Source organism: Candidatus Chloroploca sp. Khr17, from assembly GCF_004138165.1.
Taxonomy (GTDB): domain Bacteria; phylum Chloroflexota; class Chloroflexia; order Chloroflexales; family Chloroflexaceae; genus Chloroploca.
Genome location: NZ_RYFF01000003.1, coordinates 158,563 through 183,278, shown reverse-complemented (window position 1 = coordinate 183,278; position 24,716 = coordinate 158,563). Strand labels below are relative to the sequence as shown.

At 59.0% G+C, this 24,716-nt stretch carries 20 protein-coding genes; 3 read left to right on the top strand and 17 right to left on the bottom strand.

All coding sequences use genetic code 11. The annotated features are described in order from the left end of the window. The first annotated feature begins 330 nt into the window (after window positions 1-330). The 3 genes from EKD05_RS03275 to EKD05_RS03265 are packed head-to-tail and all read left to right on the top strand — an operon-like array spanning window position 331 to window position 1,814. On the top strand, window positions 331-972 hold the full coding sequence (locus EKD05_RS03275; RefSeq protein ID WP_205703852.1) for a GAP family protein: 642 nt from the start codon (window positions 331-333) through the stop codon (window positions 970-972). Between the two features lie 24 nt (window positions 973-996). After that, on the top strand, window positions 997-1,548 hold the full coding sequence (locus tag EKD05_RS03270) for a hypothetical protein (protein WP_129670875.1): 552 nt from the start codon (window positions 997-999) through the stop codon (window positions 1,546-1,548). Then, window positions 1,545-1,814, top strand: a complete 270-nt coding sequence (locus tag EKD05_RS03265) for a hypothetical protein (protein ID WP_129670874.1) — start codon at window positions 1,545-1,547, stop codon at window positions 1,812-1,814. The genes EKD05_RS03270 and EKD05_RS03265 overlap by 4 nt, the downstream gene beginning before the upstream one ends. 665 nt (window positions 1,815-2,479) lie before the next feature. On the opposite strand, the gene EKD05_RS03260 is transcribed toward EKD05_RS03265, so the two are convergent. The 17 genes from EKD05_RS03260 to EKD05_RS03180 all read right to left on the bottom strand — a co-directional run bounded on the left by EKD05_RS03260 (window position 2,480) and on the right by EKD05_RS03180 (window position 24,605). Further along, a complete protein-coding gene (locus EKD05_RS03260) occupies window positions 2,480-6,859 on the bottom strand; it encodes a C39 family peptidase (protein ID WP_165360558.1) in 4,380 nt (1,459 codons plus the stop codon). A gap of 617 nt (window positions 6,860-7,476) precedes the next feature. Further along, window positions 7,477-8,739, bottom strand: coding sequence for a hypothetical protein (locus EKD05_RS03255; protein ID WP_129670872.1), 1,263 nt, complete (start codon window positions 8,737-8,739; stop codon window positions 7,477-7,479). A 114-nt stretch (window positions 8,740-8,853) separates the two neighbouring features. Beyond that, on the bottom strand, window positions 8,854-9,510 hold the full coding sequence (locus EKD05_RS03250; RefSeq protein WP_129670871.1) for a vWA domain-containing protein: 657 nt from the start codon (window positions 9,508-9,510) through the stop codon (window positions 8,854-8,856). A 232-nt stretch (window positions 9,511-9,742) separates the two neighbouring features. Beyond that, on the bottom strand, window positions 9,743-10,714 hold the full coding sequence (locus EKD05_RS03245) for an SUMF1/EgtB/PvdO family nonheme iron enzyme (RefSeq protein WP_129670870.1): 972 nt from the start codon (window positions 10,712-10,714) through the stop codon (window positions 9,743-9,745). Window positions 10,715-10,726: 12 nt separating this feature from the next. Continuing rightward, window positions 10,727-15,184: a WD40 repeat domain-containing protein gene (locus EKD05_RS03240; RefSeq protein ID WP_129670869.1), complete on the bottom strand. Its 4,458-nt coding sequence runs from the start codon at window positions 15,182-15,184 to the stop codon at window positions 10,727-10,729. 12 nt (window positions 15,185-15,196) lie between these two features. Beyond that, entirely contained in the window at window positions 15,197-16,069 is an 873-nt protein-coding gene (locus tag EKD05_RS03235) for a hypothetical protein (RefSeq protein WP_129670868.1), read from the bottom strand. A gap of 158 nt (window positions 16,070-16,227) precedes the next feature. Continuing rightward, window positions 16,228-17,247, bottom strand: a complete 1,020-nt coding sequence (locus EKD05_RS03230; RefSeq protein WP_129670867.1) for a hypothetical protein — start codon at window positions 17,245-17,247, stop codon at window positions 16,228-16,230. A gap of 297 nt (window positions 17,248-17,544) precedes the next feature. Then, window positions 17,545-19,311 carry a SulP family inorganic anion transporter gene (locus EKD05_RS03225; protein ID WP_129670866.1) on the bottom strand — a complete coding sequence of 589 codons (1,767 nt, stop codon included), beginning with the start codon at window positions 19,309-19,311 and terminating at the stop codon, window positions 17,545-17,547. A gap of 14 nt (window positions 19,312-19,325) precedes the next feature. After that, complete coding sequence (locus EKD05_RS03220; protein WP_129670865.1) at window positions 19,326-19,829, bottom strand: protein tyrosine phosphatase family protein; 504 nt, start codon at window positions 19,827-19,829, stop codon at window positions 19,326-19,328. 19 nt (window positions 19,830-19,848) lie between these two features. After that, window positions 19,849-20,211 carry a rhodanese-like domain-containing protein gene (locus tag EKD05_RS03215; protein ID WP_129670864.1) on the bottom strand — a complete coding sequence of 121 codons (363 nt, stop codon included), beginning with the start codon at window positions 20,209-20,211 and terminating at the stop codon, window positions 19,849-19,851. Between the two features lie 110 nt (window positions 20,212-20,321). Then, a complete protein-coding gene (locus tag EKD05_RS03210; RefSeq protein WP_129670863.1) occupies window positions 20,322-20,897 on the bottom strand; it encodes a DsrE/DsrF/DrsH-like family protein in 576 nt (191 codons plus the stop codon). Window positions 20,898-21,001: 104 nt separating this feature from the next. Continuing rightward, entirely contained in the window at window positions 21,002-21,253 is a 252-nt protein-coding gene (locus tag EKD05_RS03205; RefSeq protein WP_097651760.1) for a sulfurtransferase TusA family protein, read from the bottom strand. Window positions 21,254-21,349: 96 nt separating this feature from the next. Further along, window positions 21,350-22,528: an MBL fold metallo-hydrolase gene (locus EKD05_RS03200; protein ID WP_129670862.1), complete on the bottom strand. Its 1,179-nt coding sequence runs from the start codon at window positions 22,526-22,528 to the stop codon at window positions 21,350-21,352. A 188-nt stretch (window positions 22,529-22,716) separates the two neighbouring features. Further along, on the bottom strand, window positions 22,717-23,241 hold the full coding sequence (locus EKD05_RS03195; protein ID WP_129670861.1) for a GNAT family N-acetyltransferase: 525 nt from the start codon (window positions 23,239-23,241) through the stop codon (window positions 22,717-22,719). Then, a complete protein-coding gene (locus tag EKD05_RS03190; RefSeq protein WP_240695609.1) occupies window positions 23,241-23,651 on the bottom strand; it encodes a rhodanese-like domain-containing protein in 411 nt (136 codons plus the stop codon). The genes EKD05_RS03195 and EKD05_RS03190 overlap by 1 nt, the downstream gene beginning before the upstream one ends. Before the next feature lie 135 nt (window positions 23,652-23,786). Continuing rightward, window positions 23,787-24,194 carry a hypothetical protein gene (locus tag EKD05_RS03185; protein WP_129670860.1) on the bottom strand — a complete coding sequence of 136 codons (408 nt, stop codon included), beginning with the start codon at window positions 24,192-24,194 and terminating at the stop codon, window positions 23,787-23,789. Between the two features lie 39 nt (window positions 24,195-24,233). Further along, window positions 24,234-24,605: a ferredoxin gene (locus EKD05_RS03180; protein ID WP_129670859.1), complete on the bottom strand. Its 372-nt coding sequence runs from the start codon at window positions 24,603-24,605 to the stop codon at window positions 24,234-24,236. Window positions 24,606-24,716 lie beyond the last annotated feature (111 nt).

The following is a 24,716-nucleotide window of genomic DNA, read 5'->3' as shown; positions in this document are numbered from 1 at the left end:
ACATTTGAGGGAACAGGCAAGCCTGGGAGCGAGGGTGTCCCGCCCTCGCACGCACCCCGAGGCGGGACGTCCTCGCTCCCAGGAGAGAGGATCATTCGCCTCCTATCCAACAGGATAGCCCGCTCTCCGCCGTACAACCTTATACTGCATGCGATGGTAACTGTACACAGTTGTCCCGCCCTCGCTCCCAGGCTTGCTTGTTACCGCAAAGGTGAACACGTAATGCTATGGACAACGTGATCGATCTTGGTTATACGTCCAGGTAAGTGCGATCCACGCTGGACAGCAAAGGAAAAGGCTATGTTCCCCCTATTCGGCGAATTACTCCCGATGATCCTTGGCAACATCCTGGCCCCCCTCTGGCTCATCATTGTCCTGTTGCTGCTCGCCAGTCCGAACGGTCTGCTCAAAGCCTCTGCCTTCGTTCTCGGCATGACCCTTACCCGCGTCGCGCAGGGGGTGCTCTTCGGTCTCGTCTTGGGCTCCTCAGACAAGGCGGCGGAGGGGGATGGCCTCGTGGCCGCGACGCTGAAACTTGTGCTTGGCATCCTGCTTCTGATCGCCGCGTTCAAGAAATGGCGCAAGGAAGAAGATCCTGACGAGCCACCCCCCAAATGGATGCAGTCGCTTGAACAGGCTACCCCGCTCAAGGTACTGGGCATCGGCGCACTGGGGATCGCGATCGGCGCGAAGCTCTGGGCGTTCACTCTCTCTGCTCTTGCCGTCATCAACGAGGCAGGCCTTGACCGAACCGACGCAATCATCGCGTACGCGGCGTACATCTTCTTCGCGCAGATCTTGCTCATCCTCGCCCTGCTGTTCGCCGCAGTTGCGCCAAAGCAGTCCCAGTCAGTCCTTCAGCGTGCGAATACCTGGCTAACGACCTACAATCGTCCGATCTCCATCACCGTCTCGCTCATATTTGGCCTGCTATTCACCTGGAACGGCGTGAGTGCCTTCCTGGGTGGATAGATGTTGCCTGAAAAGAGGTTGCTGATGTTTCCCTATCTGCTGATTGCGCTGGGACTCGCGGTGCTCGCCTTTGGCTCACGGTTCGCCATCCTGGGGGCGTCGGTTGGGGCTATCCTCGGGGTCGCCCTGTTGCGCCTGTTGCCATGGGATCAGAGTTTCTGGCTGACCTTGCTCGTCACGAGCGGGCTAGCGGCGGTCTTCTTCTTTGGCTCGGGCATGGCGAAAGGAGCCGTGGATCGTCTCACCCTCATCCTCGGTGCCGTGGCGGGTGCCGCGATCGCGCTGAACGTGCTCGACCTCTTCCGCCTGAGCTTCGGCCTGTTTGACTGGATCCTGGCTGTCGTCGGTGCGGGCGTCGGGGCCGTGCTGGTGATCGGTTTCAAGCAATGGGCGATCATCATTCTCGCCGGACTGGTGGGCGCAATGTTGACCATGCGCGGTCTCAGCGCCCTGCTCCCCTGGTTGGATGGGCTCTTGGCTACCTCGCTCGTCCTTCTGCTGAGTGCAGCGAGCATCGCCTACCAGGGTGGCTTCTTCAAGCGCACCAAGTCTCAGGCTAGACCTCACAGGTCTTGAAGAGCTGTGAGGTCTCAGGCGGGTTTATTTTTAGCGATGAAAGTCGCCCTTCCAAAAAGGAGAAGCGCACCACCCTGGACGAGGGGAGGACACGCGCCAGTACGTTGCAACTGGCGCTGAGCGATATTCGCCAGGCCCTCACCTTCTGGTCGACCGTCAGCACAACCGCCATCACCGCCCTGCTAGTGCTCTTTGCCCTCGGCCAGATCAGCCTTGCCGCGCAGGCCTGGGGCTGGATGTTCGGTCGGCGGAAGACTCGGCAGTAGGGTCATCCGTCGGCCCAAAGCATCATCGTACCCCACAACAGAAGTTATGGAAGCGGATATGGCCCAGTTGTGGCGGTTGGGGTCGGCGACGGGGTCAGCGTTGGCGACGGGGTCAGCGTTGGCGACGGGGTCAGCGTTGGCGACGGGGTCAGCGCCGGGGTGTCCCCTTGATGGATGATAGGTAGATACGTGCAGGAGCCAGGCATAGGATAGGGATAGGGATAGGCAAGCGATGCATCTTCAGCACAAAGAGAACTGGTTTCTTCATGTACTGAACTTGCGGTGGAATTCCACGCCTGGACTACGCCCCATACAGGAAGGGTGATAAGCAAGCAAGCGATACCCCAAACTAGCGTTTTGTTCATCTCGAGTTCCTCCTGAAAGATTGAAGAGTGTGAAGGGAAGAGATAATCGCTCGTGGCTACGCCGCGAGCAATTACCCAAGAGCTTTTACAAACCCGTTAAGGTTGCTGTATCTGTGGTGTCGCCCGGCTCGCTGGGGCATGACCCAGAGCTGCACTGGCTGTTAAAAAACAAGCACCCATATTATACCAGATTCTACGGCTTTTTTGGATGCAGAACATTCCTTTTCTCTGCCCGCTAAAAAACCGGCGTAGCCGGTTTTTTGTGTGTGCTGGGTTATCGTTTGAGTTGTTGCGCCTCTGCTAGCGCATAATAGAGGGTAAATAGACCCGTGCGGCAGGCTCTTCACTCGACTCGACGCTAACGGGGAGCAGAATGGCATACGGCTCGCTACGATTGCCAACCGCATCAGTCAGCATAACCCAGACGACCTGGCGCGGATCAAAGACCCATGGAATGGCTTCGTCGGTGTAGCGCACCACGGCGACGCCTTCCACCATCGCGGGATCATTGCTTAGGTAGACCCAGGCCATACCTGCGCGATCGTCTTCGATCAGCAGGCTTAACTGAGGGATGGTACTGCTCTGGTCAACGAGGCTGCCGAGCAGGCGCGGTGCGGTGGTATCGAGCACATGCAGCTTTGCGTAGACCTCGGAAAGGTTGCCAGCCTCGTCACGGAACTGAACATAGATCGTTCCACTCGCAGGCAGAGGATTGGGTACATTCCAGACGACGCGCTCGCGATAGGGTTGCCACGCAGCATCGCCAAAGTCTGGATCGCCACTGACGCGGAGTGCCTCAACACCTGAGTTGTCGTCTTCAGCCTCAAGATAGATGAGGAAACTGGTTGTATCCGCGCTGATAATTGGGTTGTCAAGCATGACGCTACCATAAGGGGCTGTCGTATCGAGCACAAAGGGAATTGTACTTACTTCAGAAAGATTCCCGGCCCGGTCACGGCTGCGAACATAGAGCGTCCCGCTCCGATCATCTCCTTCAAATGTCCACGCCTGCTGGGGATCGTAGGCCATCCAGACAGCGTCGGCAAAGTCTGCTTGCTCGCTAAGCTGCAACTCACTCAGGCCACTCACAGTGTCCTGTCCAATGATCTGGAGGGTGATTGCCCCGGCGGTGACAATCGGATCAGAGGTACTGGGTCTGCTCTGGTCATTGAAGGTGTTCTGGCGACTGCTCACTGGATTCAGACTCTCCGTACTTCCCTCAACCCAGGCGCTACTGACAGGTGCGACTGCATCGTAGATAATCGCTGCACTATAGCTTCCCAGGATCGTCCCATCAGCGTTACGGAACCAGACATAGACGATGCGCGGGGCAGCCGGGTCGCCCGTCGTTGTGAAGAGCCAGGTTCGTTGCTTGGCGTAGGGTTCCCAGTCACGATCGGCAAATGTAGGATCACTGCTGAGGCGCATTGCCTCGGCGAAGGGTGCGCACAGCGTGAGGTTGACCGCTGCCTGCTGGGTATAGTGCGCCCCACCGTTGATCTGGATCGTGGCAAAGGGGCAAGCCGGAGTCGGCGGCGGCTCAGGTTCTGGGCCAACGGGCAGAAGGGCCACTGCGCTGATCGGGAAATCGGCCAAAAAGCCGGGCCGGTGCTGATACTGCTGGCTGCTTAACGTTGCCTGGTTGTTGGGCAGTGCGGCCTGACCGATGCTATTCTGCATCTGGAAGCTACCCGAGCGCAGTGGCATTGCGCCGGTGCCTGCACTCATACTGCCGCCGGTGGCGGTGAAGCGCTCAGAGCCAGGTACAAGGAGAGGAATGGCGCGCAGGGCCGTTTCGTAGCCTGAACTGATCACATAGGAGGTGCTCTGCATCGCGCTAGTGCTGTAGCCCTGGCCTAGCGTACCGCGCCCAAAGAAACTCGCCGAGCCAGCTTCGGCGCTGCCGCCATCAAATGATGAGGCGAAGAGCCGGAAATTGGCCGAGCGTGGATAGCGCCGATTGACATTCAGCTTGACTGCACTCACCGCTACCTCAGAGCTCAATCCGACTTGATCACGTACCTGCGCATAGACCGGCCATGACTGGCGACTGATGCCCGGAATTTGCCAGATCTTGGTGGACGCAAAGGCCTCCCATTCTGTCCAGGTAGATCCATCGCCCGAGAAGCGCATTGCTGCGACGCCAGACCCACGATCAGCAGCCTCCAGCTCCAGCGTCACGCGGGTCTGCGTCGTTTCAGTGATCCCGCCACTGAAACGAATGGCGACCGTCGGCGGATCATTATCGTAACGCAGCGTGAAGGCTGTTGTGCGCTCGCTCAAGTTGCCGACAGCGTCGCGGGTGCGAATAAACAGCGTATTGGTGTAGACGCTCCCCTCATCACAGGGCGGGCTATCGCTCTGGAAACGCTCGCTCGTGAGCGTAGCACTATTTTCAGTGACCCGCCGTCCATCGTCAATCCGCCAGTTCGCCTCGTAGCCAGCCACGCCGGAACCCTCATCATGCGGCCTGGCCCAACTAAAGTCAGCCTGACAGGCCGTGCGTTGCCAGCGCTCATTCTCCACTCCGGCGGCGTGACTCAGGGCAACCGGATTCTCTGGGGGGGTGCGGTCATAGCGGAAGGTGAAGAGACGGACTTCGGCACTCGCGTTGCCAGCATGATCTACGCTGCGCCCTAGCAGGTTGTAACTCCCGGTGGGCAACCCCTCCGGGGCAAGCGACCAGTTGGGTGGCGCGGCACCAGTGTAACTGAGCGTATTGATGAGTCGTCCATCGCTCGTCATCAGGCGCAACTCGGTACGTGCAAGGCCCGCCCCGGCATCGCTCCCGTTACTCCAACGAAAGACCGGTGTGCTCACATCACGCTGCCAGACGCTATCGCTTGTCCCGCCCAGTTCACCTGCCTCAGCGGGTGGCGTTGGTGGGGTACGGTCAATGCGTACCACCAATTGACGGGCCGCCTCAAGATTGCCCACATTGTCGAGCGCCTGATACTCGATTGTCCAGACCCCGTCGCGTTCGAGGCTGAGCAGCGCCTCACTACCCGGCCAGGTGCGTTGCTCGTCGACCCCTGGCCCACGCAGCCACGTTCTCACTTCGCGTACCTGACTGAGTGCCTGACCATTGCCGCCATCCACCGCCCTGATGTGCAGTTGCTGCGGCGTGTTGTACCAGGTGCGCCAACGACTCGGATTGGTCTCGCCATTGAGCGCAGGCGTACTGGTGGGCACAGTAAGATCGATACGAAGATCGAGCAGACGACTCCGCACGGTCACGCCCTTATCGTCGGTTGCGACAAAAGCGATCAGATTTTGTCCCACCATATTGTGCCGCTCATGCTGCCAACTCGTACCATTCAAGGTCGCGCTGGCAAGGTTCCCGGCACCTTCGCAGTGCGCGCAGTGCAACTCAACCCGCGTAACGCGCCCATCGGGGTCACTCGCAGCCCCAGCGAACAGCCAGTTGGCCTGATTTGCCCAGAGCGGGCTGTTTTCGGCGGGCAAAGGCTGCCCATTTGCGCTGGCAAAGCTGATCGCTGGCGGGCGATTCGGATTGATCACAAAAGGACGCGCCGGCGACCATTGACCACCCGAGACCTCGGGAATGACCGACCAGTAGAGCGCCCGGCCATAGAAACGCGACGGGAAATGCTCGGGCTTGCCATAAAAGACCGTATCCTGAATCCCCGAGCGATTCAAAACCGTCTCACCGCCACCGTGCATATCGGCAACCGTCTTGACGCGCAGTACATACGTATTACCGGCACAACTGACCGCTTCCCAGCGAAAAAGCGGGCTATCGCCGACAGTTGCCCCGGCATGTGGCTCGGCCATGCCGACCGGTCCACAACCAGGTGGAGGCGGATTACTCCCACCGCCAATCACGATCTGCCGCGAACTCCAGGCACTGCGGGTATTGCCCTGCCACGACGCAACGTGCCAGGAATAGGTGCCATCCTCAGGGAAAGAAAAACTATAGTTCGAGGGTGTCACCCCGGTATCAAGAATGATCCCATCTTCAGGGCCGCTCCCCCTCGTCACGTGCAACGTATAACCACGTGTCCCAGCACAGGTCACATCGGCCCAATCGAGGTGCGCGGTACGGCCCTCAATGCGTGCAGAGAGATTTTGGGGGGCGCAGTTAGGGGCGGGTGGCGGTGGTGGGGGTTGCCCCGGAGTAGGAGTTGGGATTGGCTGATTGGTATCTCCTCCTCTGGGGCCGTTAATCGTGATAATCGAATTAATTTCACTGATGCTACGATCTGGATTAGTGTTTTCTGGATCTCTAGTGATATACAATCCGTTGCTACGTTTGCCAATAATGACAACCCAGTGATAACTATTTTGCCCTGGAATTCCAAGACCAACTATTACAGGAAGGCGTTGCTGTAAATAACTGTCAATTTCGCTTGAATTAGCTGATTGCCAGCGTCTGCTAGCATCGACTGAAACACCCTCTGGTGCACATAGACCTCCCCAATTCAATAAACATCCTGAAAATCCTCCTCTTTCACTTATGCAATTATTTAGGGATGGTGGATTAGTATAATCTGGTTGATGGTAGTTATAGACCATTGCAAGTGAAGTGATTGTACAGCCGTGGCTTGCAATGGTGAGGCCACAACTCGTAGAACCCAAGCGATCCGCATAATCTCTTTGCTTAAAACTTGGCACAGGGATTTCCGCAATTGCCTGCGTCAACTGAGCTTGTTGTGGCATAGCAGCAGGTTCAGTTGACGCTATGAAAGCATAATTCCGTTGTGCCTCGACGACTGTAGATAGGTAGAGTAAGGCTACAATACAGGCAAACAAGACAAACCCTTGTACGATCAGGCGTTTGTATTTTGAGGTGGCTTGTAGCGGTGACATAGGCGTTTCCTGGATCTATCACTGTGGAGCAAAGTTATGGAGACATCTCAATAGTGATATGCGCCTATGCACATTCCACGAGCATCGATCCGTCTCTTTCCAACTCCCTCTCCCACCGGTTTATGAGCGGACAAAACATTTGCTCCTGAAACCATGCATAGGGCATTGGCATTGATCTACATAGTTCTCACCCCTCCCGCTCGCGCACCTTGCGTGAGTGGGGCGAAAGCCCCCCGTTTTTTGCGTTCCTTTGCGTTCTTTTGCGGCAACGAACATATTTTCTGTTGACCCATAAACCCTCAGGTGCGGCAGGGCAGGGTAGGAAAAAACAAGTTGATTTGCCCCCTTATTTTCCCGATATGGTGTCACCCTGAGGATCACATAGCCTGTGATCCAGTCGCACCGAGAGAAAGAGCGTCCGTCAGCCTTCACAGGTCTTCAAGACCTGTGAAGGCTCAGGCCCACCCTCACTGAGCAAACAGAATGTACGCCAACGTGGAGTTCTCGGGATTGATATGCGCCCCCGATCCGTTCTGGCAAAACGCCAGCGCTTCAATCGTGTGGGTGCCCGGGGCCAAGGTGATCTGGAAAGAGCCTGAAACCGAGGCCCGTACAGAGCTTCCACCTCCCGACAGCACCAGGGGCTTGATCAGGTTGCCATTGACCGTCAGGTACGTGACCACCGCATCACAGGTGCCCTGCCGCGTGGCATCAACTGTGGCACTGAGGTGCAGCACCTGATGCGTCGTTGGGCTCACCGTCACAATCATGCCAGGGATGCGCTGGCGGGTCGTGTTGAGCATGAATGAACCGGCAGGGCTGCCATAGACTTGCCCATAGGTTGGTCGCAGCTTTGAGGAGGTCACGGCACCATCGGCGATCTTCTCGGGTGTCACGGCCCCATTGGCGAGTTTGACGGTGCCAATGCTGCCATCAGGGGGCACGAGGTTGATGTCCGGCCCGAGTTTGGCGCTCGTCACGGCACCATTGGCCAGGTCAGCAGTCACAAGCGTGCCATCGGCGATGCTGGCGCTCGTCACGGCACCATCGGCAAGGTCAGCGGTCACAAGCGTGCCATCGGCGATGCTGGCGCTCGTCACGGCACCATTGGCCAGATCAGCGGTCACGATCGTGCCATCGGCGATCGTGGCGCTCGTCACGGCACCATCGGCCAGCTTCGCAGCCGTGATCGCCCCATCGGGAACCGTCAGCGCCTGCACCGCAAAGGGCAGCGTGCCGATCTGAACTCGTGGCGTCATCTCATCGTCGGTGCCCACAGTCACCCCGAGCCACAGATTGGGGTTGGTGGTGATCACGCTCGGCGCAATCGGACTGAGGCTGCCCAGCATGACATTGAAGAGCCCATCACTCACCTGCACGCCATTCGGCCCCGTCCACTGCTCCTCCCAGAGCGGCACCCCCTCGGTTGAGGCAGCATAGAGGCGAAAGACCATGGTGTAGGTACCGGTGAGCGGCAACCCGCCAGCATCAGCGAGGCGGCCCTGATACGGGATCGTACTGATACTACTCGCCGCCTGCGGCAGCGGCAGCGCCCCCGCCGTCTGCGCCCAAAAGAGCCCGGCCAGCAGCAACAGCGTAAAGAGCGCACTGCCAGGGGAAGGGAGAAAGCGACGTGCGTTGACCGGCAGCGACACCCTTAACGAAGGGCGATAGTCACGTAGCAACTGCAAGAGCGCTTTGTGGAACGGTGGATGGGGCTGAGTCTTCATAAAAACCCTCTATACTAAAGCTGCACCTTCAGCACGCTCACGAAGTTCGTTAACTTCCTCCTGATAGTTCCCTTATTCCGTTTCAAACTGCTATTCGTCACCATTTACCATGCATCACCAGGCAATATGTTGGGTGCGCTGGATCACTGTAGAGACCGAAATGGTGATTGCTTTAAAGAGATCCTCAAAACGTGAAATGGCATGCACAGATGTCGCGTACTGCCCAAGTTGACGTAGCTCGCGGTTGGCACCATTGCCCACACCGACAACCGCTAGGTGTTGGCTAGTAGTATGGAAATAGCCCAGATCGGCCAACTTCAGCCGGGAATCGTTGTCTTCGCCGTCGGTGATGGCCAGTACGACCTTGAGGTAACGATAAGGCAGTTGTGCGTCGAGTGTTGCTAATTCACGCGATGCGATGGCAATGGCATCATAGAGAGCAGTCCTTGAACCATCACGACGGAGATTCTGAATCCAGTTGCACAACGCTTCAACATGTCCAGTGCGATCCATCTTTGTTATGTTTAAAGGCTTGGCAGGGCCGAAGATGTTGTGGTTTTCCTTGAAAGCGGTGACTGAAATAAAGTCTGAAGGTTGTCCGGGCAAGAGTCGTGCACGATAGTTGACATTGTGTAGGAAGTTGCATACTTCACGCTTAGCAGTTGCGAAATCACGTTCACTGATAGAAATGGTACAGTCAAAACAAATGCCGAGCAGCCAAGGAATAGGTGTATGGAATACAGCTGTCTCTTGAGCTATGAGAGTGCCCATGATACCTCCTGAGGGATGAAGTGATTGAACCCAATTAGCTCTTTGGCACGATGTGTTGTGGTCATCCAGCTACCATGCACACCTTGCTTTGCAGGCCCTACGTGTGATTTTGCTCATCAAGCTTCCTTCACCCCTCCATATAGGACGCTGAGTTTTACCCTGTCTTAACCAAAAACGGCGCGGGTGAATCTGCTTCACCCGCGCCGTTACCCCACCCCCTCGCTTGCGTCGCTTATCCGTCGCGTGCGCAGCGGAATCCGGTGGTGTTGTTGCTTGTGCTTGGTTCCATCACTCGCCGCCAGCCGATGTGGAAGAAGCCGGCTCGGGTGGCCCATCCGCCTCCGCGAGCTACCCGTAAGGCGTCGTTGTCGTCGGTGAGCAGGACGGGATCATTGGTTGGTCCGCTGGCGTAGAAGTTGCCGTCGTAGGCGTCAGCGACCCATTCAAAGACGTTCCCCAGCATCTGGCGTGCGCCGTAGGGGCTGTCCCCTTCGGGAAAGGCGGTGATTGGCATGGTGCCAACGGCTTGTTCATTCGCTAGCACGCCGTTGACGTAGGTTGGTTGCCAGTCGTTCCCCCACGGGAAGCGCCGTGCATCCGCTGCGCCCCGCGCCGCTTTTTCCCATTCGGCTTCGGTGGGCAAACGCTTCCCCTGCGCGGCACAGTAGGCACTTGCGTCGGCCCAGGTTACGTGGATGACGGGATGCTCGAGCCGTGCTTCAATGCTCGAACCTGGCCCTTCAGGGGCGCGCCACGAGGCTCCTTCGATCGATAAGACTTGGCGTATGCTGTCGTCCCAGACGTTGCTCTGCCCGCGCTCTTCCGCTTCGGTCTGGTAGCCGGTTGCCTCAACAAAGTCCGCAAAGGCGCGGTTGCTCACTTCGTACCGGTCGATCAAGAAAGTTGAAAGCACGACCTCGCTCTGCGGCTGTTCGTCAAGAAAGTTGTCAAGTACGCAACTAGATTGCGCCTGTTCGCAGAGCGCGACAAATGCTTGCAGATCGTCGTCACTGCTCCCCCGGATAAATGCGCCTCCTGGGATCAGCACCATTTCGTCGCTGTCGCTAACTTCAGCGGCGGTTGATCGCGCTGGTTCAGGCATCGTCGCCTGAGACGTCTCGTTGCTCCTTCCCGGCATGTTGCACGCTGCCAGGAGACTAGCTAGCAGTAACCATAACCATGTCCGTCGTCGGGTGGGTCGCATCTGAGCCTCCTCTTATTTCATTGATGCAGTTCGCTCGCGTAGCCGTTCTTGCAGCACCTGGCCAACCTGCTGTGGGTCAGTGAAGAGCAAATAGACCTCTCCTTCGCGATTGCCGAGCGCCAGGATTCGCCGATCAGCGCTGAGGGCCGCGCTCGTGAGGGGTTGCTCGGTCCGGAAGAGGATCGCAGGTTGATCCCAGGCGTTCGCGCCATAGGCGGCAACTGTCTCGGGCGTGATCACGAGCAGGGCCTGAGCAGCACTGGTGAATAAGGCCAAGGGGGCCTCGCCAGTTGCTATGCGCTGCTGTTCGACCATCTGAGGGTCAAAGCTCTGCACTTCACCCGAGGCCAGGCCAACGTAGAGCCAGCCGCGCTGGTCGTAGGTCAGGGCGGTGATGATGGCGCCAACTTCAAGCTCACGTCCAGCTTGCAGCCCGGTCGTTGCCTCCCAGCGCCGCACGGTCTGGTCCCGGCTCGCGGTGACAATGTGCGCGGTCTGCGGCTCAAAGACGAGTGCGACTGGATCATAGCGATGCGCCTGGATCGTTCGCCCAGCCCAGTCTGCGCGCTGATCCCATAATCGCAACGTGTCATCAGTCGCGATGCTCACCAGCAGGGGTCGCTGTGGGCTGAAACTGAGCGCCTGAATCGCCCCTTGATGGTCGGCAAGCCGCCGGACAATGCTTTGTTCGCGCCGATCCCAGATGGTGATGACGCCCTGGCGATCGCCAAGCGCAAGCAATTGGTCGTCGTGGCTGAAGGCAAGCGCTTGCACTGCGGCGTGACTGTTGGTGATGGTGAATTCGCGTTCCCAACGAGCGAGATCATAGAGCAGTACCTGGCGATCATGGGTCGCGATCGCCAGCGTGGTTCCGGTCTGATTGAACGCGAGGGTATGAATGGGTCCATGGAAGCGAAGGGGGGGATCCACTTCACCTCCGAGACGACGTGCCCAGAGCCGTACCTGTCGATCACGGCCTCCGCTGATCACCAGCGCTCCGTCAGGACTCAGCGTGAGGGCACGGATCTCGGCGGTGTGGCCGCGATAGCTCCGCACGACTCGCTGCGCGTCGAGATCCCATAGGCGGATTTGTCCGTCGGTATGACCACTCACGAGGGTTGCATTGTCCTGGCTGAGCATGATGGCCGTCACGGGCAGGCTGTCACTCCGCAAGACAAGCTCTTGCACGTCATCCCCAAGACTCGTGACAAGGATGGTGCCATCATCTCGGCCTAGTACCACAAAACGCCCATTGGCACTCACCGTTGCACTGGTCAGACGGTGCTGTCGGTGTGGGCGCAGGTCGTGTTGGCCGCTCGCTAGGTGCCACTGGATAAGTGACGTGCGGCTCACGATCACGAGGCTTTTTCCGTCGGTATGGAAAGCGAGCGCCCGCAGAAAGCCGTCCTCCAGCTTCAACACGGCGATCGCCTCACCCGTGGCAACCTCCCAGAGGCGTACGGTTCCATCACCCGGCACCGCAATGTCATCCTCGCCACTCATACTCGCTAGTATCAGGCCATCGGGACGAAAGGCAAGCGCAACGATACCTCGGCGGTGGCCTTGCATCGTCGCACGCAAGGTTCCATTGGTTGTGTCCCAAAGCCGGACGGTACGGTCGCTCGGGCCTCCGCCACTCGCGAGGGTCTGCCCATCAGGGCTAAAGACCAGGGCGTTGATCTGGTCAGTGTGACCAAGCAACTGCTGCCGCGCCTCGCCCTGCAGCAGATCCCACAGAATGATGGTTCGGTCACTGCTGGCCGTCGCGAGCGTCTGTCCGTCAGGACTCACCGCCAGGGCCAGGACGCTCTGCTCATGGCCGCTCAGAATCGCACGCACCGCAGTGGTCTGGGCGAGCAGATGGAGGGTCTCTTCGGTTGTTGGATTCGCATCAAGCGCAAAGGCTTCAAGCGCTTGGCCTATGGCGGCCTCTGGACGCTGCGCAACCATCTGACGTGCTGCCAGCGCACTGCGTTCGGCATTGGAACGCCGCAGGTTGGCACTCACGTGCTGGTACGCCAACAGAGTCGCAAACAAACCCAGGAACAAGACGGTCATCACCCCGCCTATGGTCAGACGGGTGTGCCATTGCCGCTGCTGCCAGTAACGTTCACTTGCGGCCAGGTAGCGCAACAAGGGCGTTCCCAGATCGCCCCCTCGTTCGGCCCGCCAGCGTCGTGCCGGCGCAAGTTCGTCGAGCGGCATGAGCCGCCCAGGACGTTCACCGCCTTCTTGCCAGTGCGCCAGGTGCAGCTCGCTGGTCTGTTTCCAGGCCAGAAAGAGCCGATTCTGCTCGAGCAGTTCCCGCAGGTAGATCCATTCTTGGACCAGCGCGTCATGGATCAGTTCCACGGTTTCACGTTCGCGCTCGCGTCCTGAAACAAGCAGACGTGCCGCAACCAGATGTTGCAGCGTAGGCATCAGGTCAGGATTTTGATCCAGGGCGTCGTACAAAGCACTGATCGTACGCCGACGGCGACTGTCGGGCCGCCCTTCATGCGCATTGCCAGGCTGCACGAGTTCGAGCAGCAAGCGGGCGACGAGCATGCGCTGTTGTTCAGGCAATTGTTCAACCGTGGTGGTGCCCCAACTGACCAGTGCCCCGCTGATGCCACCAATGGCCTGATACGCGTGATGGGTCAGTTGCAAGCCATCACTCTGTTCCCACAGCCGGGTGAGCATAAATTGCAACAACGGCAGCGCGGCCCCCGATTCATGCGCCTCGGCTGGATGCTCACGGAATACGTCGCCAACAATGCGTTCGGCCAGTCCTGCTTCGAGCGCGACCCCGACCGCCAGCGCCGGGGCCGTGATCATGTCGATCAGCGCCTCGCGGGTCAAGGTGTCAGGCAAGTGGATCTGGTTGTCAGCAACAGAGGGCATCAAGCTCGGGGCAAGTCGGCTCAGTTGACTATAGAAGTCGTTGCGCATTACGATAAGCACGGTGATCGGCAGGTCACATGCCAGCACGGCCTCAAGCTTCTCGAGGAAGCGAGCGCGGAGCTCTGGCTGGCACAGCACAAGGAATTCCTCAAATTGATCAAAGACGATCACGCGCTGGTCATCTGCTGAACGAAGCTGCATCTGTTTGGTCAGACTCGCCAGCAGATCCTCGCCATGCGCCAGCACCCCCGCTTCGGAGAGCGCCAGAAAGGGGCGATCCGCCAGGCGTACGCTCGCCACGGCCCAGGTTGGGTACAACAAGGCCAGTTGTGCCATCAGTCCCGCATAGATCAGCGACGACTTGCCGCTCCCCGACCCGCCAAGCAGCGCAAGCAGCCGCGGTCGTTGCTGCAGGCGCTCAATGAGTGTGGCGGTTTCAGCTTGACGCCCAAAGAAGAAGGGTGCATCAGCCTCGCTAAAGTGATCCAGTCCGCGATACGGGCAGGGTGGCCGCTCCTCGCCTTGAAGAAAGGCCAGCGCACGCTCAACCTCCTCAACGCCGTGGGTCTGGATCTGGGCGGCTTGGAGCAACCCGGCGACCTGTTTGTGGTCAACCGCCGGGTAGAGCACATGGAGGCGTGCGTTGGCCGCCGCCGCTAACTTGGCGGCATAACCCTCGACCGAGACCAACTCACCGCGAACACTCCCAAGGGTGCCGGTTACGGCCCATTGCTGGTGCAGCGACGATCCGTCAGCGCGCAACAGGTGCAGCAGACCAAGCGCAAAGCCCAGCCCCATCGAACTGCCCCGCAGTTGCTGGAGCAGCACGTCACGCGGCAAGCGCGGTGCTCGTATTTGGAGCGACCAGCGCACTGCCCCCTGCTTTGACCAGAGACCTCGCTCATGGACGAGCAGCTCGGCCGTCTGGAGGGCCTGCGCAAAGGTGGCATCAAACGCGCAGAAGGTCATGGTCGCCGGTGCTGGAAAACAGACTGTCGGCAGATCAGCGAGGAGCTCGAACGTCAGATCGGCAACCAGACCACCAATGGCATGCTCAAGCAAGACTGGCAGGCTACACGAAGCGACGGGTACAAGCGGTGCCCCTGACAGCCAGTGCGCCAGATCAACGAAGGTCGCCGCCACCTCGGGCTCAAGGCCATCAGGGAGCACGAGTTGCGCGGGGAGCAGCGCACGCGCTGGCGGCACCGCTGGCGGCGTCGGCCCGCTCCGTGCCTGAGCCGTGTTTGCGTTGTTGGCCCACTGCGTCGCGGCGCGTAGGATCAACGCCTGTGCCTCGTCGGGATCGCGCTCAGCAACGAGCAGTGCTAACGCCAGGCTTGCCGTTGCCGCTGGACGTGTGATCACCGCCGAGGCCGCCAGTGGGGTCTGCTCGGCAATCAGGCTCGCCGCCCATGCCAGCGGCGAAGCGTTGGTAAGATCGAGGAGCGCTGGCTGACGCAGCGCGATGACCTCACGACACGCCGCGAGCCAGCCTTGGGTTGGGCCAACGAGCTCATAAAAACAGCGCAGCCGGGCTTCAATGGAACCGTGGCGCGCTGCTTCAAGCTTGGCAAGGATCGTTGGCATACCCGTGGTACCTCAACCAGAGGGGATGGCGGAAAGGATCAGCGAGCGTACCCTGCCCGCTACATCGGGTCGCTCGGCAAGCGTGCGCCAGGCATGCAGCGTAATCGTTGATGCAGCCGCCGCAACCGAGGCCTGAATGATCATGCTAGGGAGCGTAGTATTGAGCGTCGCCAACTCAAGGGACGCATACGGCGGCCAAAGTTGTCCCAGGGTGCCTGATGGCAGCAGCACCTGGCCGCCCCATACGCCGAGTGCATCGTACCAACCTAGTGGCAGCAGCACCGTTTGGAGTGAGGTATGTTCCTCGCCCGTAACCATCTCATACACGATCGCAACGAGTGCGTTGGCCCAGGCGTCTTCCCGCGCGGTAACCAACAGCTCCCAGCCATCGTAGGCCGGCCGAAGCTGGATTGACAGATCACCGTCAGCGTGTTGAAGCTGCGGAAGTTCAACGTCTGGGCTGTCGGCAGCCGCCGCCCTCCCTTTGCGATCACTGAGCCAACCTGGACTCACTGCACCCAGCACTGCTTCCGGCAGGTTTGCGGTTGGCAGACTCAGGCTGCGTGCGCGGAGCCATCCCGGTGCGACCTTGGCGATCTGAACTTGCCCCAGGTGTTGGAGGCGCCCATAATGAACAATGGCCGGTTCTGACTCATGAAAGAGGAGCAGCGCCAGTTCACGTGGCAGCGCGATTGGGGGGAAACGCGAACGCATAACCAGCACGACTGTGCAGCGCCCGTTTGGAGCAGGTTCAGCCGGTGCAACCAGCAGATGCAGGTACTCACCCGCCAGGTAGATACCCTCGCTTGTGTGCCAATGCATGCGATTCAGCAAGGCGACCGCTTCTGATTGTAAAACCTCTAATGAAGGAACTGGTACATTCATAACAAACTAACTTTATTTCTGGTGTCGTTAGCCGACCACGAATGGGGGCACAAATAAACGAATACCGCACCGCAACGCCCCTATTCGTTTCTTCGTGATCAGTATTCGTGGTCGGCGGTGCGGGCAGAAAACGTAATTCACACACCACGTAACGGATCTCATTTCTTGGTCGGAGCATAGACCCACAACTGCACCGGGCGTTGCGAAACGGCGTGCCGCTGACAGAGTGGACATGCCGTTGCTGAACGCGCCGACCTCAACTCTTTTCGAGCCTGATGAATGAAATGACGTTGCGTCGTCGTTGCTCCTTCATCAACGCAGGTGCGCAACAATTCCATGGTCTCATAATGATACATATAGGACGCCGAGCATGGAAAGTGATGCCCACACGCGGTGCAATTCATAAACATACGCTCTTCATATGCCCCGCCATAGATGCGCGGAACCAGGAGCCAGTGGCGCCGTAGGAGGCGGTACGTTGATGTTGCTTCCGCGTGTTGACCACAACTGCTGCAACGGTTGCCTTCAAACAGACCAACTTTCCCCAACTCCGAGACCTTGATCGGATGCGCCTGGGTGATGGCTGCGTGAATCCGCTCGGCGTGACATGCTGCACTATGGCAGACCAAGAAGGCCACCGTGCCACTCAGCAGGCCAAGCTCTTCACGCAAAAGTGGATACAAAAGCCCTTCGGTGAAGGCGGCGCTACGCAGCGCCCCTGTGTCCAGCCTTCCCCCAAAGAGCCGTAAAAGATAAGAAGAGAGCCGGTGTTGTTCCGGTTTCCACCCATCGAGTCCCTGCGATGCAACCAGATCCAGCGCGAGCATACTCGCAAAACTACGCTCGCCAGCATCTCGATTGTGCCGTAACGCCAGAATACGCTCAGACGCCGGTGAAGGAAGATGCATCTCATCGAGTTGACGGAGCACCGTTCCCACCAGGGGTTCGCTTAATTGTGCGAGGGCCAAGACTGCTTTGGGCCAGGGTTGCTCCTGGCTCCTGGTTACAACACTGCGCCATCCACATCCCCAGGCCACCGCCAGTTCATAGCAGCGCTCGGGCTCATGGCCGCATTGACCGTCGTTGGCCTCAGCGAGTAGGGCCGCTAGGGCTGCCCGAGCTTGCCTCTCATCAGGTGCCAGGCGTCTGATTTCAGTCCATAATGCCGATCCTGCCACGCCTTCCGCTAGACACCACTCTTCGTATCCGCAACCCGCGACTGAGCGCTGCTGAAGAAGATGATTTTTCTGCATCGTAGTTAGGATTTGAGCTAGATAATGAGTAGGGGGTGCTAGTTTTTGGAAAGCTAGCAGTAATATTATACCAGACTTTGCGGGATGCGGGATGTTGAAAGTAGGGGCACCCCTTGCGGGTGCCCTGGCGGGGTGCATACACGGAAGATGCGGGGCGTCGCAGCAGGAGGGGCCGACGGTGCAACTGCACCGTCGGCCCCTCCTGCTGCGACGCCCTTACGCTTACGCACACTCTAGTGCCTGCATCGCCTGGTGCGTGGTCAGATGAATATGCTCGGTGCCGAGTTTGTCGACAAAGTGCGCCCGTTTCAGGCCGTCCATCACGGGGCCTTTGATCTCAGCGAGGTGTAGTTGCACCCCGGCGTCGCGCAGGCTCTGGATCAGCGCTTCGAGGGTGTGCAACGCGCTCGAGTCGATGAAGTTGATCGCCGAACCAATCAAGACTAGGTGCTTGACCTCGGGGCGTTCCGCGACAATGCGCAGCAGTTCGTCTTCCAGATAGCGCGTGTTCGCAAAATAGAGGCTTTCGTCAACGCGGACGGCGACGACGTGCGGCCAGGTTTTGACGTCGTAGCGCAAGATGTTGCGGTAGACTTCACTCTCACCGATCTGGCCGACCACCGCAATATGTGGCCGACTGGTGCGCCACAGATAGAGCGCCAACGAGACGCCGACCCCAACAAAGATTCCTGCTTCAATGCCCAGCAAGAGCACCGCAGCAAAGGTGATCCCCCACGTTGCGGCATCGCTTCGGTTGGCCTGCGCAATGTGCGCCGGCTCTTTCAGATCGACCAGCCCAAAGACGGCCACAATGACGGTCGCAGCTAGCACCGCCTGCGGCAAGAAGTAGAAGAGCGGGGTGAAAAAGAGCAGGATCAACGCAATGCCACCTGCCGTCACCAATGACGCCAACCCGGTGATCGCACCAGCCTGATAGTTGACCACCGAGCGCGCAAAACCGCCGGTGACCGGGTACCCGCTAAAGAGACCCGCCGCAATATTCGCGGCGCCAAGTGCAACCAGTTCCTGATTGGGATCAATCGCCTCACGGCGCTTGCTCGCCAGCGCTTTGGCAACCGCGATCGACTCAACGACGCTCACCAGGATAATCGCCGCTGCTGCGGGCATCAACGCCTGGGCATCAGCCACATTTGGCGAAGGCCAACTCAGGGGCGAGAGACCAGCCGGAATGCTGCCGACCACCGCCACCCCGGCCGTCTGATCGAGCCGCAACGCCCAGGTGACAATCGAGCCAAGTAGCACCGTCACGAGCGGCGCACCACTCACGATGAGCGTCACGGCAAGCGGATTCAACCCCGCTTTTTGCAAGATCGGCCGCAGCTTCTTGCGGAAGAAGAGCAGCATCGCAATACTGGCCACTCCGATCGTCAGCGTGACCGGATTGGTCATGCCAAGACCGACCACCGCATTGTACAAAATATCATAAATATGAGGGCCAGCAATGGAATACCCAAGGATATATTTCAGCTGCCCAGCCGCGATAATTAAGGCTGAAGCAGTCGTAAACGCAGCTAAGACCGGATGTGAAATAAAGTTAAGAATCACACCCAGACGAAAGACCCCGAGCAACAATTTGACCACACCGACCATCAAGGCCAGCAAAAGCACCAGTTCGACATAGCGGGCGCTGCCCGGCTCGGCGAGCGTACTGACCCCACTAAAGACGAGGAGCGAGGTGATCGCGACGGGGCCTACCGAGAGCTGCCCCGAGGTTCCGAGCAGCGCATAGATAATTAACGGTACAACTGAGGCGTACAAGCCGATCTGCGGGGGCAACCCGGCGAGTTGGGCATAGGCCATGCTCTGGGGAATGAGCATGATTGCCGTCACAATCCCGGCCACCAGATCACTCGGCAGATCTTCGCGACGATAGTTGAAAAGCCAGCGGGTGAAGGGAAAGTAACGGCCCAGACCTTTGGCCTGAGCCGCCGATGCCGCTCGACCCGCAAGCGACGGTGATGATGCCATAAGAGTGTCCTACCCTATTTGGTCGTCTCGGCGACCCGATCCATATAATCATCGGCACAGAAGCCAAAGGTCTCCATCGAGTCATCGTCATAGCCTGCCGCACGCAATTCAGCCTCGGCCTGCTCGCGGGTCCAGCCGTGATGTTGCTGCCGATAGAGCATCCACATCAGGCCGACGCGGGTGGCGCTACGGCAGTGAAAGACGAGGCGTCCCGTCTCGGGATTCTCGACGATCGCGGCCAACTCTTCGACGTGCTCGGGTTCGAGTTCGTAGGCTGGCCATGGCGTGTGCAGATAGCGTAGCCCCGCTGCTTCGGCATTGCGGCCCTGTTCGGCAGCACGCTCGGGGTCGCTGCGCAGATTGATCACCGTACGATAGCCCTGCTCAACCAATTTCGCCCAGTCCTCGATCTGTGGCTGCGAAGCCAGCAGCACATCAGGGGTCACGGCATAGCTCCGCAACGCGGCCCCCTCGGTCTGCGTCTGCAAATTGCCACAGGGAAGTTCGTTCGTTGCCATTCTCTAAGCTCCTTATATCTTAGCCGCGATCCATCGGAAAACCGGCCCGCGCCCATGCAATCATCCCACCGCTCAGGTTCGTCACATTCGTGAAGCCCTTGCGTGACAGTTGCTCACAGGCGACCCCACTGCGGTTGCCTGAACGACAGACACAGATAATTGGCTGGTCTTTTGGCAACTCCTCAATGCGGTTGGCCAGCATCGGCAGCGGGAGCAACCGCGACCCTGCGATCCGCCCGTCGTAGGTGTACTCTTCACCCGAGCGAACATCCACCAGCAGCAGGTTTTCACCCTGATCAAGGCGCTGCTTCAAGGTCTTGACATCAATCGTAGCTGGTGCTGTCGCACTCTTCGAACCACCCTGAAAAAGATTACGCAACATATGATGACCTTCTTTCTTTGCTTTCAAGTTCTTCAAACGCTCTTCTTTAAGCCACCTCTCCCTCCGGTTCCCTCCCCCAGCGGGGGAGGGTTGGGGAGGGGGACGCACCCCTAGATAAACAACGTCACTTTCGCCCGGGCGGCATCGCCGAGGAAGGTCGCGACCCCGCCGGTCTCCAGACCATCAACCAACTCGGCATCCTTCACGCCCAGCAGCTCGCGGGACATATCACAGACGACCATGCGCACCCCGAGCTCTTGCGCCAGACCAAAGAGTTCTTCGGGCGACGAGACATCGTGCTTGCGCATGAGGCCACGGATGATCTGCGCACCGGCACCAAAGAAGTTCATCTGCGACAGGCCGGTCTCACCAAGTTTGCCTGGCAACATTGCGGTAAAGCCCTGCTCGAGCAGATCCTTGCCGGTAAAGATCTTCTGCTTCTTGACGGCGTTGAGCCCCCAGAAGGTGAAGAACATGCTCACCTCGAGCCCCATCGAAGCCGCCCCAGTCGCAATGATGAACGCCGCAATCGCCTTGTCCAGTTCACCCGAAAAGACCACCATCGCCACCCGATCCTCAACACCCTGGGAAGGGTGCGCCTCCAACTCGTTCACCCGGCTCTCCAGGGCATTGATCCGCTCAAGCAACGTTTGGGTGTCAAAGGTCTCACTCATTTCAATGGTCATTGTCTTGCTACTCCCTCATATATATGGTTTGTGTTAACGATAGTTGCGCCCATCAGACCTCACAGGTCTTCAAGACCTGTGAGGTCTCACGTTCCATCACCGTCTTAGGACGTACGCTTCAAATAGTGAACGTAGAGATCCTGCCCGCCCTCTTGCTCGGTCTCCTGGGCCACCAACTCGACATTCTTGGCCGTCTTGGCCCAACCCTGGAAGTCGGCGACAGAACCACGATCCGTCGCGACCACCTTGAGCACTTGGCCCACCGTCAGATCCGCAATGGCCTTGCGGCTCTTTACCAGCGGCATCGGGCACTTGGCCCCCTTCACATCCAGCGTCTGATCAAAACTATTCGCCATGAGATTGACTCCTTATCGATCCATCGAGAGAGATTAAACCTTGGCGCCTCTGCGCCTTTGCGTCAAAAAAACCGTCCTCGTTGCAAGGTCTTGCGCTTAGCCAGCCAGGGCACAAATATTCTTGCCAAGCTCCAGCTCGTTCGCCTTGCCGTCACATGCCTCAACCAGACCAATGTTGACGCGCTTGATCTCAACATACTCGGGCGGGAAGACCGGCAGGTGGCTCAGCACATAGGCCGTAAATTCCGCTTCGCTGCGTGGCTTCAGGGCGTCGTTGTGGGCCCGGACTTCGCTGTATGGCGCGGCGAAGATGCCCTCGGCATTGCCTTCGTCAAGCGTGCTAAAGTGCGCCGGCAGGATGAGCGTATCATCATTCACGATTTTCGGCAAACGCTCGGTCAGGCTCCGGTAAAGGATCGGCGTCCAGGCTTCGCCCTTGCCACCCAGGTCGGGCCGACCAAACGAGCGCAAGAAGATGCCGTCACCAGTAAAGAGTGCGCTGCGACCATCGGGCGTGTCAACTCGGTAGTTGACCTGCCCAAGCGTGTGGCCCGGGAACCAGGCAACGGTGATGGTCGTCTGCCCAACCTGGAACTGCTGGCCGTCCTCAAGCGAGGTGTAGGCAATCGTTGCGGGCAGCATATCAATCGGGTGAATGGCATCGTAGGCGTGGACATAATAGGTTGCGCCAGTGATCGTCGCCAGCGCCGGGCCGCCACTGATGTGATCGGCGTGAACGTGCGTGTCAAGCAGGTGCGTCATCGTCGCGCCAGCCTCGGCCGCCAGGTTGAGGTAGATCTCGGTGTGGCGCATTGGGTCAATCAGGGCCATCTTGCCGTCGCTGATCACCGCGAAGCTCAGGTCGCCACGCGCAGGGCGGGCAATCTGCACGATCCGGCCCCAAGCGGCGTTGACCACGTCACGCACATCGTAGAAGTTGCCCCAACTGGTGAAGCCACCCTGCAGGTAGCGTGCGCTGTATCCATGCCCGGCCAGCAACTCGGCCACATACTGCGACGAACCCTCTTTGGCACAGACGACCATAATTTCACGGTCGGCCGGCACCCGCGCCACTGACCCATCCTCGTCCTCAAGGAATTCAAAGTAGGGAATATTGACACTGGTCAGATGCTCATGTCCCTCAATCGGGCTGCGCTTGAACTCGTCCTCGTTGCGCACATCGAGGATAAAGATCGCCTCGTTATTAAGGATGCGGGCATACAACTCGTTGGCAGTAAATTCAGCGATGCTAGTCTGGCCTTCAATCAGGGTCATTGCAAAACTCCTTTTCTTCTTCGTGCACGTCAGCACAAATCTCTTATGGGTGTAGTCTACCCTGCCAACGTAAGACGAACACGAGGGAATCGTAAGAGTTTTGTAAGGGTTTGCACAGATTATGCACAGATATATTTGCGCAACAAAAGACGGCCAGCATTGCTGGCCGTCTTCCTAAAAACTTGGTATTACCACGGGCCGGGCGACGCATCCGGCAACTCGACTTCGGCCTGTTCGTGCTTGTAGATCGCCATACCGCGAGCGGTATAATTCGCCAGCGCGACAGGCCCGTCGAGGCTACAGGTATGCACCCAAACCCGTTGTGCACCCATAGCCCAGCCCCGTTCTATCGCTGAAGTCAAGAGCGCCCCGCCCAAGCCGCGCCCAAGCGCGTGGGGCAGCAAGCCAAAATAGGCAATCTCGACCTTCCCGGCCTGGGCCTCTAGCTCGTAGTAGCCCGCCGGGGTGCCCGCCACGTAGCCGACCCAGGTTTCCACCTCGGGTCGGCTCAGGCGCTCCAACCAGGCCTGATAACTCCACCCACGCCGATCCAGCCAGTACCAGTTGCCACCCACCGCCGTGTACAAAAAGCGTCCAAACTCGGGGCTAGGATCTTCGGCCTGTTGCATGCGCAGGCTCGGGGCGGGACGGGCGGGCCGCAACTGGGCCGGATCGGTCTGTTCAAGGTAGGTGGTCGTCACCAGCACGCGCATCAAGCGACGACCTCGCGCTGATCGAGGCTGGACAGATCAACCCCAGCGGCGGCAAACCGGGCGTGCAAAGCCCCGGGATCGACGTAGGTGTGATCGTCAGGATCGTAGGCGAGCACCACCGTATCGTCGCCAATGCCCAGACTGCCGAGCACCTGGGCGATTTTGGCCGACGGGGCAACCTGCACCAGCGCGGGATCGTCCAGATCGACAAGATCGGTAGTCCAATCGAGGTAGACTGCGCCGGGGATGTGACTCGCCAGATAATCCTCGCGCCGCCCGAAGTAATGCGGTTTGGGCGCGGTTGGCGGCAACACCGTGCCGCGCATGTCCACCACCCGAAGCTGGGGATGGCCCAGATGCTCGGCGAGCCAAGCGCTACTCACCAATGGGCTAGCGGGTAACTCAAGCATTGCGAACTCCTTAGCCCCCAGCCTGGAGGCGCTGGAGCAGATTGCCCCAACAGACCTCGCCGCTGAACGCCAGCGCATGCAGCAGCACGCCGCATGCTTTCGCATCCACACCCGGGCGGTGCGCCAAACCAAGGCTTAATTCGCCCACTGGCGGTTGCGGGCAGGGGCCGCGAGCCGGTGATACCCCAGCCCAAACGGAAGCGTTTGCTGCTGCGGGATGGGCGCTTCGAGCAGCGCTTCGGCAGTCCGGATCAAGCCAGTCAGGATCTGCAGATCATCGCGGCTCAGGCAGAGCCCGGTTTTGTTGAGCCAGAGCTGAATGCCTCCGTCAGGGCTCTGCATCAGTCGGTAGTACCCACAGCGGAGCAAGCCCGGCTCTTCTTCGGCACACCATTCGTCAAGCAACATCGCCAGGTGCCCAAGATCATAGAGCGCGATACGGATCGTCGCCTCGTCCCAGACAAGGTTCAGGCTTCCATCAAGATTGGCGGTAATCAAACGTCCAGGTGTGGCACGGGCCAGGGTGATGCTCTGCGTTTCCATAGTATGTGTACTCTAAGGTGCGATTACAGCGCTCTTACATCAATCAAGGTCAAGTTTCCGCGCCAGGCGTTTGCGCATCCGCCGATGGAGTTTGTCTAACACCGGATTACCATCACGCACATGGTCAAGCACAATCTGGCGGGTCGAGACCGGACAGAGGTGCAAGTAGGGGTACATCCCCGGCACTAGGGTCAATACCGGGCCATCATCACAAAAGTCCTGGCAACGCGTTTGCACAACGGTGACAGCTTGCGTTAGGTCTGCTTCGTGCAGCGCCGCCTCAGCCGCCTGCAGGATCATCCCGCCCCCGGCCCGCGCACAATGCTTGCCTCCACAGACCGCGATGCAAGGCTGCCCATTGCGTGCGACTTGCTCGATCGACGGCCCACGCTCACGGTCGTGTTTACCCATAGATGCAACCTACTCTGGTTTGTAATGCTGTGGCAGGCCACGCAAGATCCATAACAACGCCAGGCCAAGCCAACCCAGCCCAACCGCGAGTACAACCTGCACCAAATCAAG

Excerpts from the sequence above, each read along its gene's own strand:
- EKD05_RS03205 (WP_097651760.1), bottom strand. The coding sequence starts at position 21,253 with ATGGCGAATAGTTTTGATCAGACGCTGGATGTGAAGGGGGCCAAGTGC.
- EKD05_RS03235 (WP_129670868.1), bottom strand. The coding sequence starts at position 16,069 with ATGAATGTACCAGTTCCTTCATTAGAGGTTTTACAATCAGAAGCGGTC.
- EKD05_RS03255 (WP_129670872.1), bottom strand. The coding sequence starts at position 8,739 with ATGAAGACTCAGCCCCATCCACCGTTCCACAAAGCGCTCTTGCAGTTG.
- EKD05_RS03190 (WP_240695609.1), bottom strand. The coding sequence starts at position 23,651 with ATGCTTGAGTTACCCGCTAGCCCATTGGTGAGTAGCGCTTGGCTCGCC.
- EKD05_RS03260 (WP_165360558.1), bottom strand. The coding sequence starts at position 6,859 with ATGCCACAACAAGCTCAGTTGACGCAGGCAATTGCGGAAATCCCTGTG.
- EKD05_RS03240 (WP_129670869.1), bottom strand. The coding sequence starts at position 15,184 with ATGCCAACGATCCTTGCCAAGCTTGAAGCAGCGCGCCACGGTTCCATT.
- EKD05_RS03215 (WP_129670864.1), bottom strand. The coding sequence starts at position 20,211 with ATGTTGCGTAATCTTTTTCAGGGTGGTTCGAAGAGTGCGACAGCACCA.
- EKD05_RS03210 (WP_129670863.1), bottom strand. The coding sequence starts at position 20,897 with ATGACCATTGAAATGAGTGAGACCTTTGACACCCAAACGTTGCTTGAG.
- EKD05_RS03245 (WP_129670870.1), bottom strand. The coding sequence starts at position 10,714 with ATGCGACCCACCCGACGACGGACATGGTTATGGTTACTGCTAGCTAGT.
- EKD05_RS03250 (WP_129670871.1), bottom strand. The coding sequence starts at position 9,510 with ATGGGCACTCTCATAGCTCAAGAGACAGCTGTATTCCATACACCTATT.
- EKD05_RS03185 (WP_129670860.1), bottom strand. The coding sequence starts at position 24,194 with ATGGAAACGCAGAGCATCACCCTGGCCCGTGCCACACCTGGACGTTTG.
- EKD05_RS03275 (WP_205703852.1), top strand. The coding sequence starts at position 331 with ATGATCCTTGGCAACATCCTGGCCCCCCTCTGGCTCATCATTGTCCTG.
- EKD05_RS03180 (WP_129670859.1), bottom strand. The coding sequence starts at position 24,605 with ATGGGTAAACACGACCGTGAGCGTGGGCCGTCGATCGAGCAAGTCGCA.
- EKD05_RS03220 (WP_129670865.1), bottom strand. The coding sequence starts at position 19,829 with ATGGCAACGAACGAACTTCCCTGTGGCAATTTGCAGACGCAGACCGAG.
- EKD05_RS03195 (WP_129670861.1), bottom strand. The coding sequence starts at position 23,241 with ATGCGCGTGCTGGTGACGACCACCTACCTTGAACAGACCGATCCGGCC.
- EKD05_RS03225 (WP_129670866.1), bottom strand. The coding sequence starts at position 19,311 with ATGGCATCATCACCGTCGCTTGCGGGTCGAGCGGCATCGGCGGCTCAG.
- EKD05_RS03270 (WP_129670875.1), top strand. The coding sequence starts at position 997 with ATGTTTCCCTATCTGCTGATTGCGCTGGGACTCGCGGTGCTCGCCTTT.
- EKD05_RS03200 (WP_129670862.1), bottom strand. The coding sequence starts at position 22,528 with ATGACCCTGATTGAAGGCCAGACTAGCATCGCTGAATTTACTGCCAAC.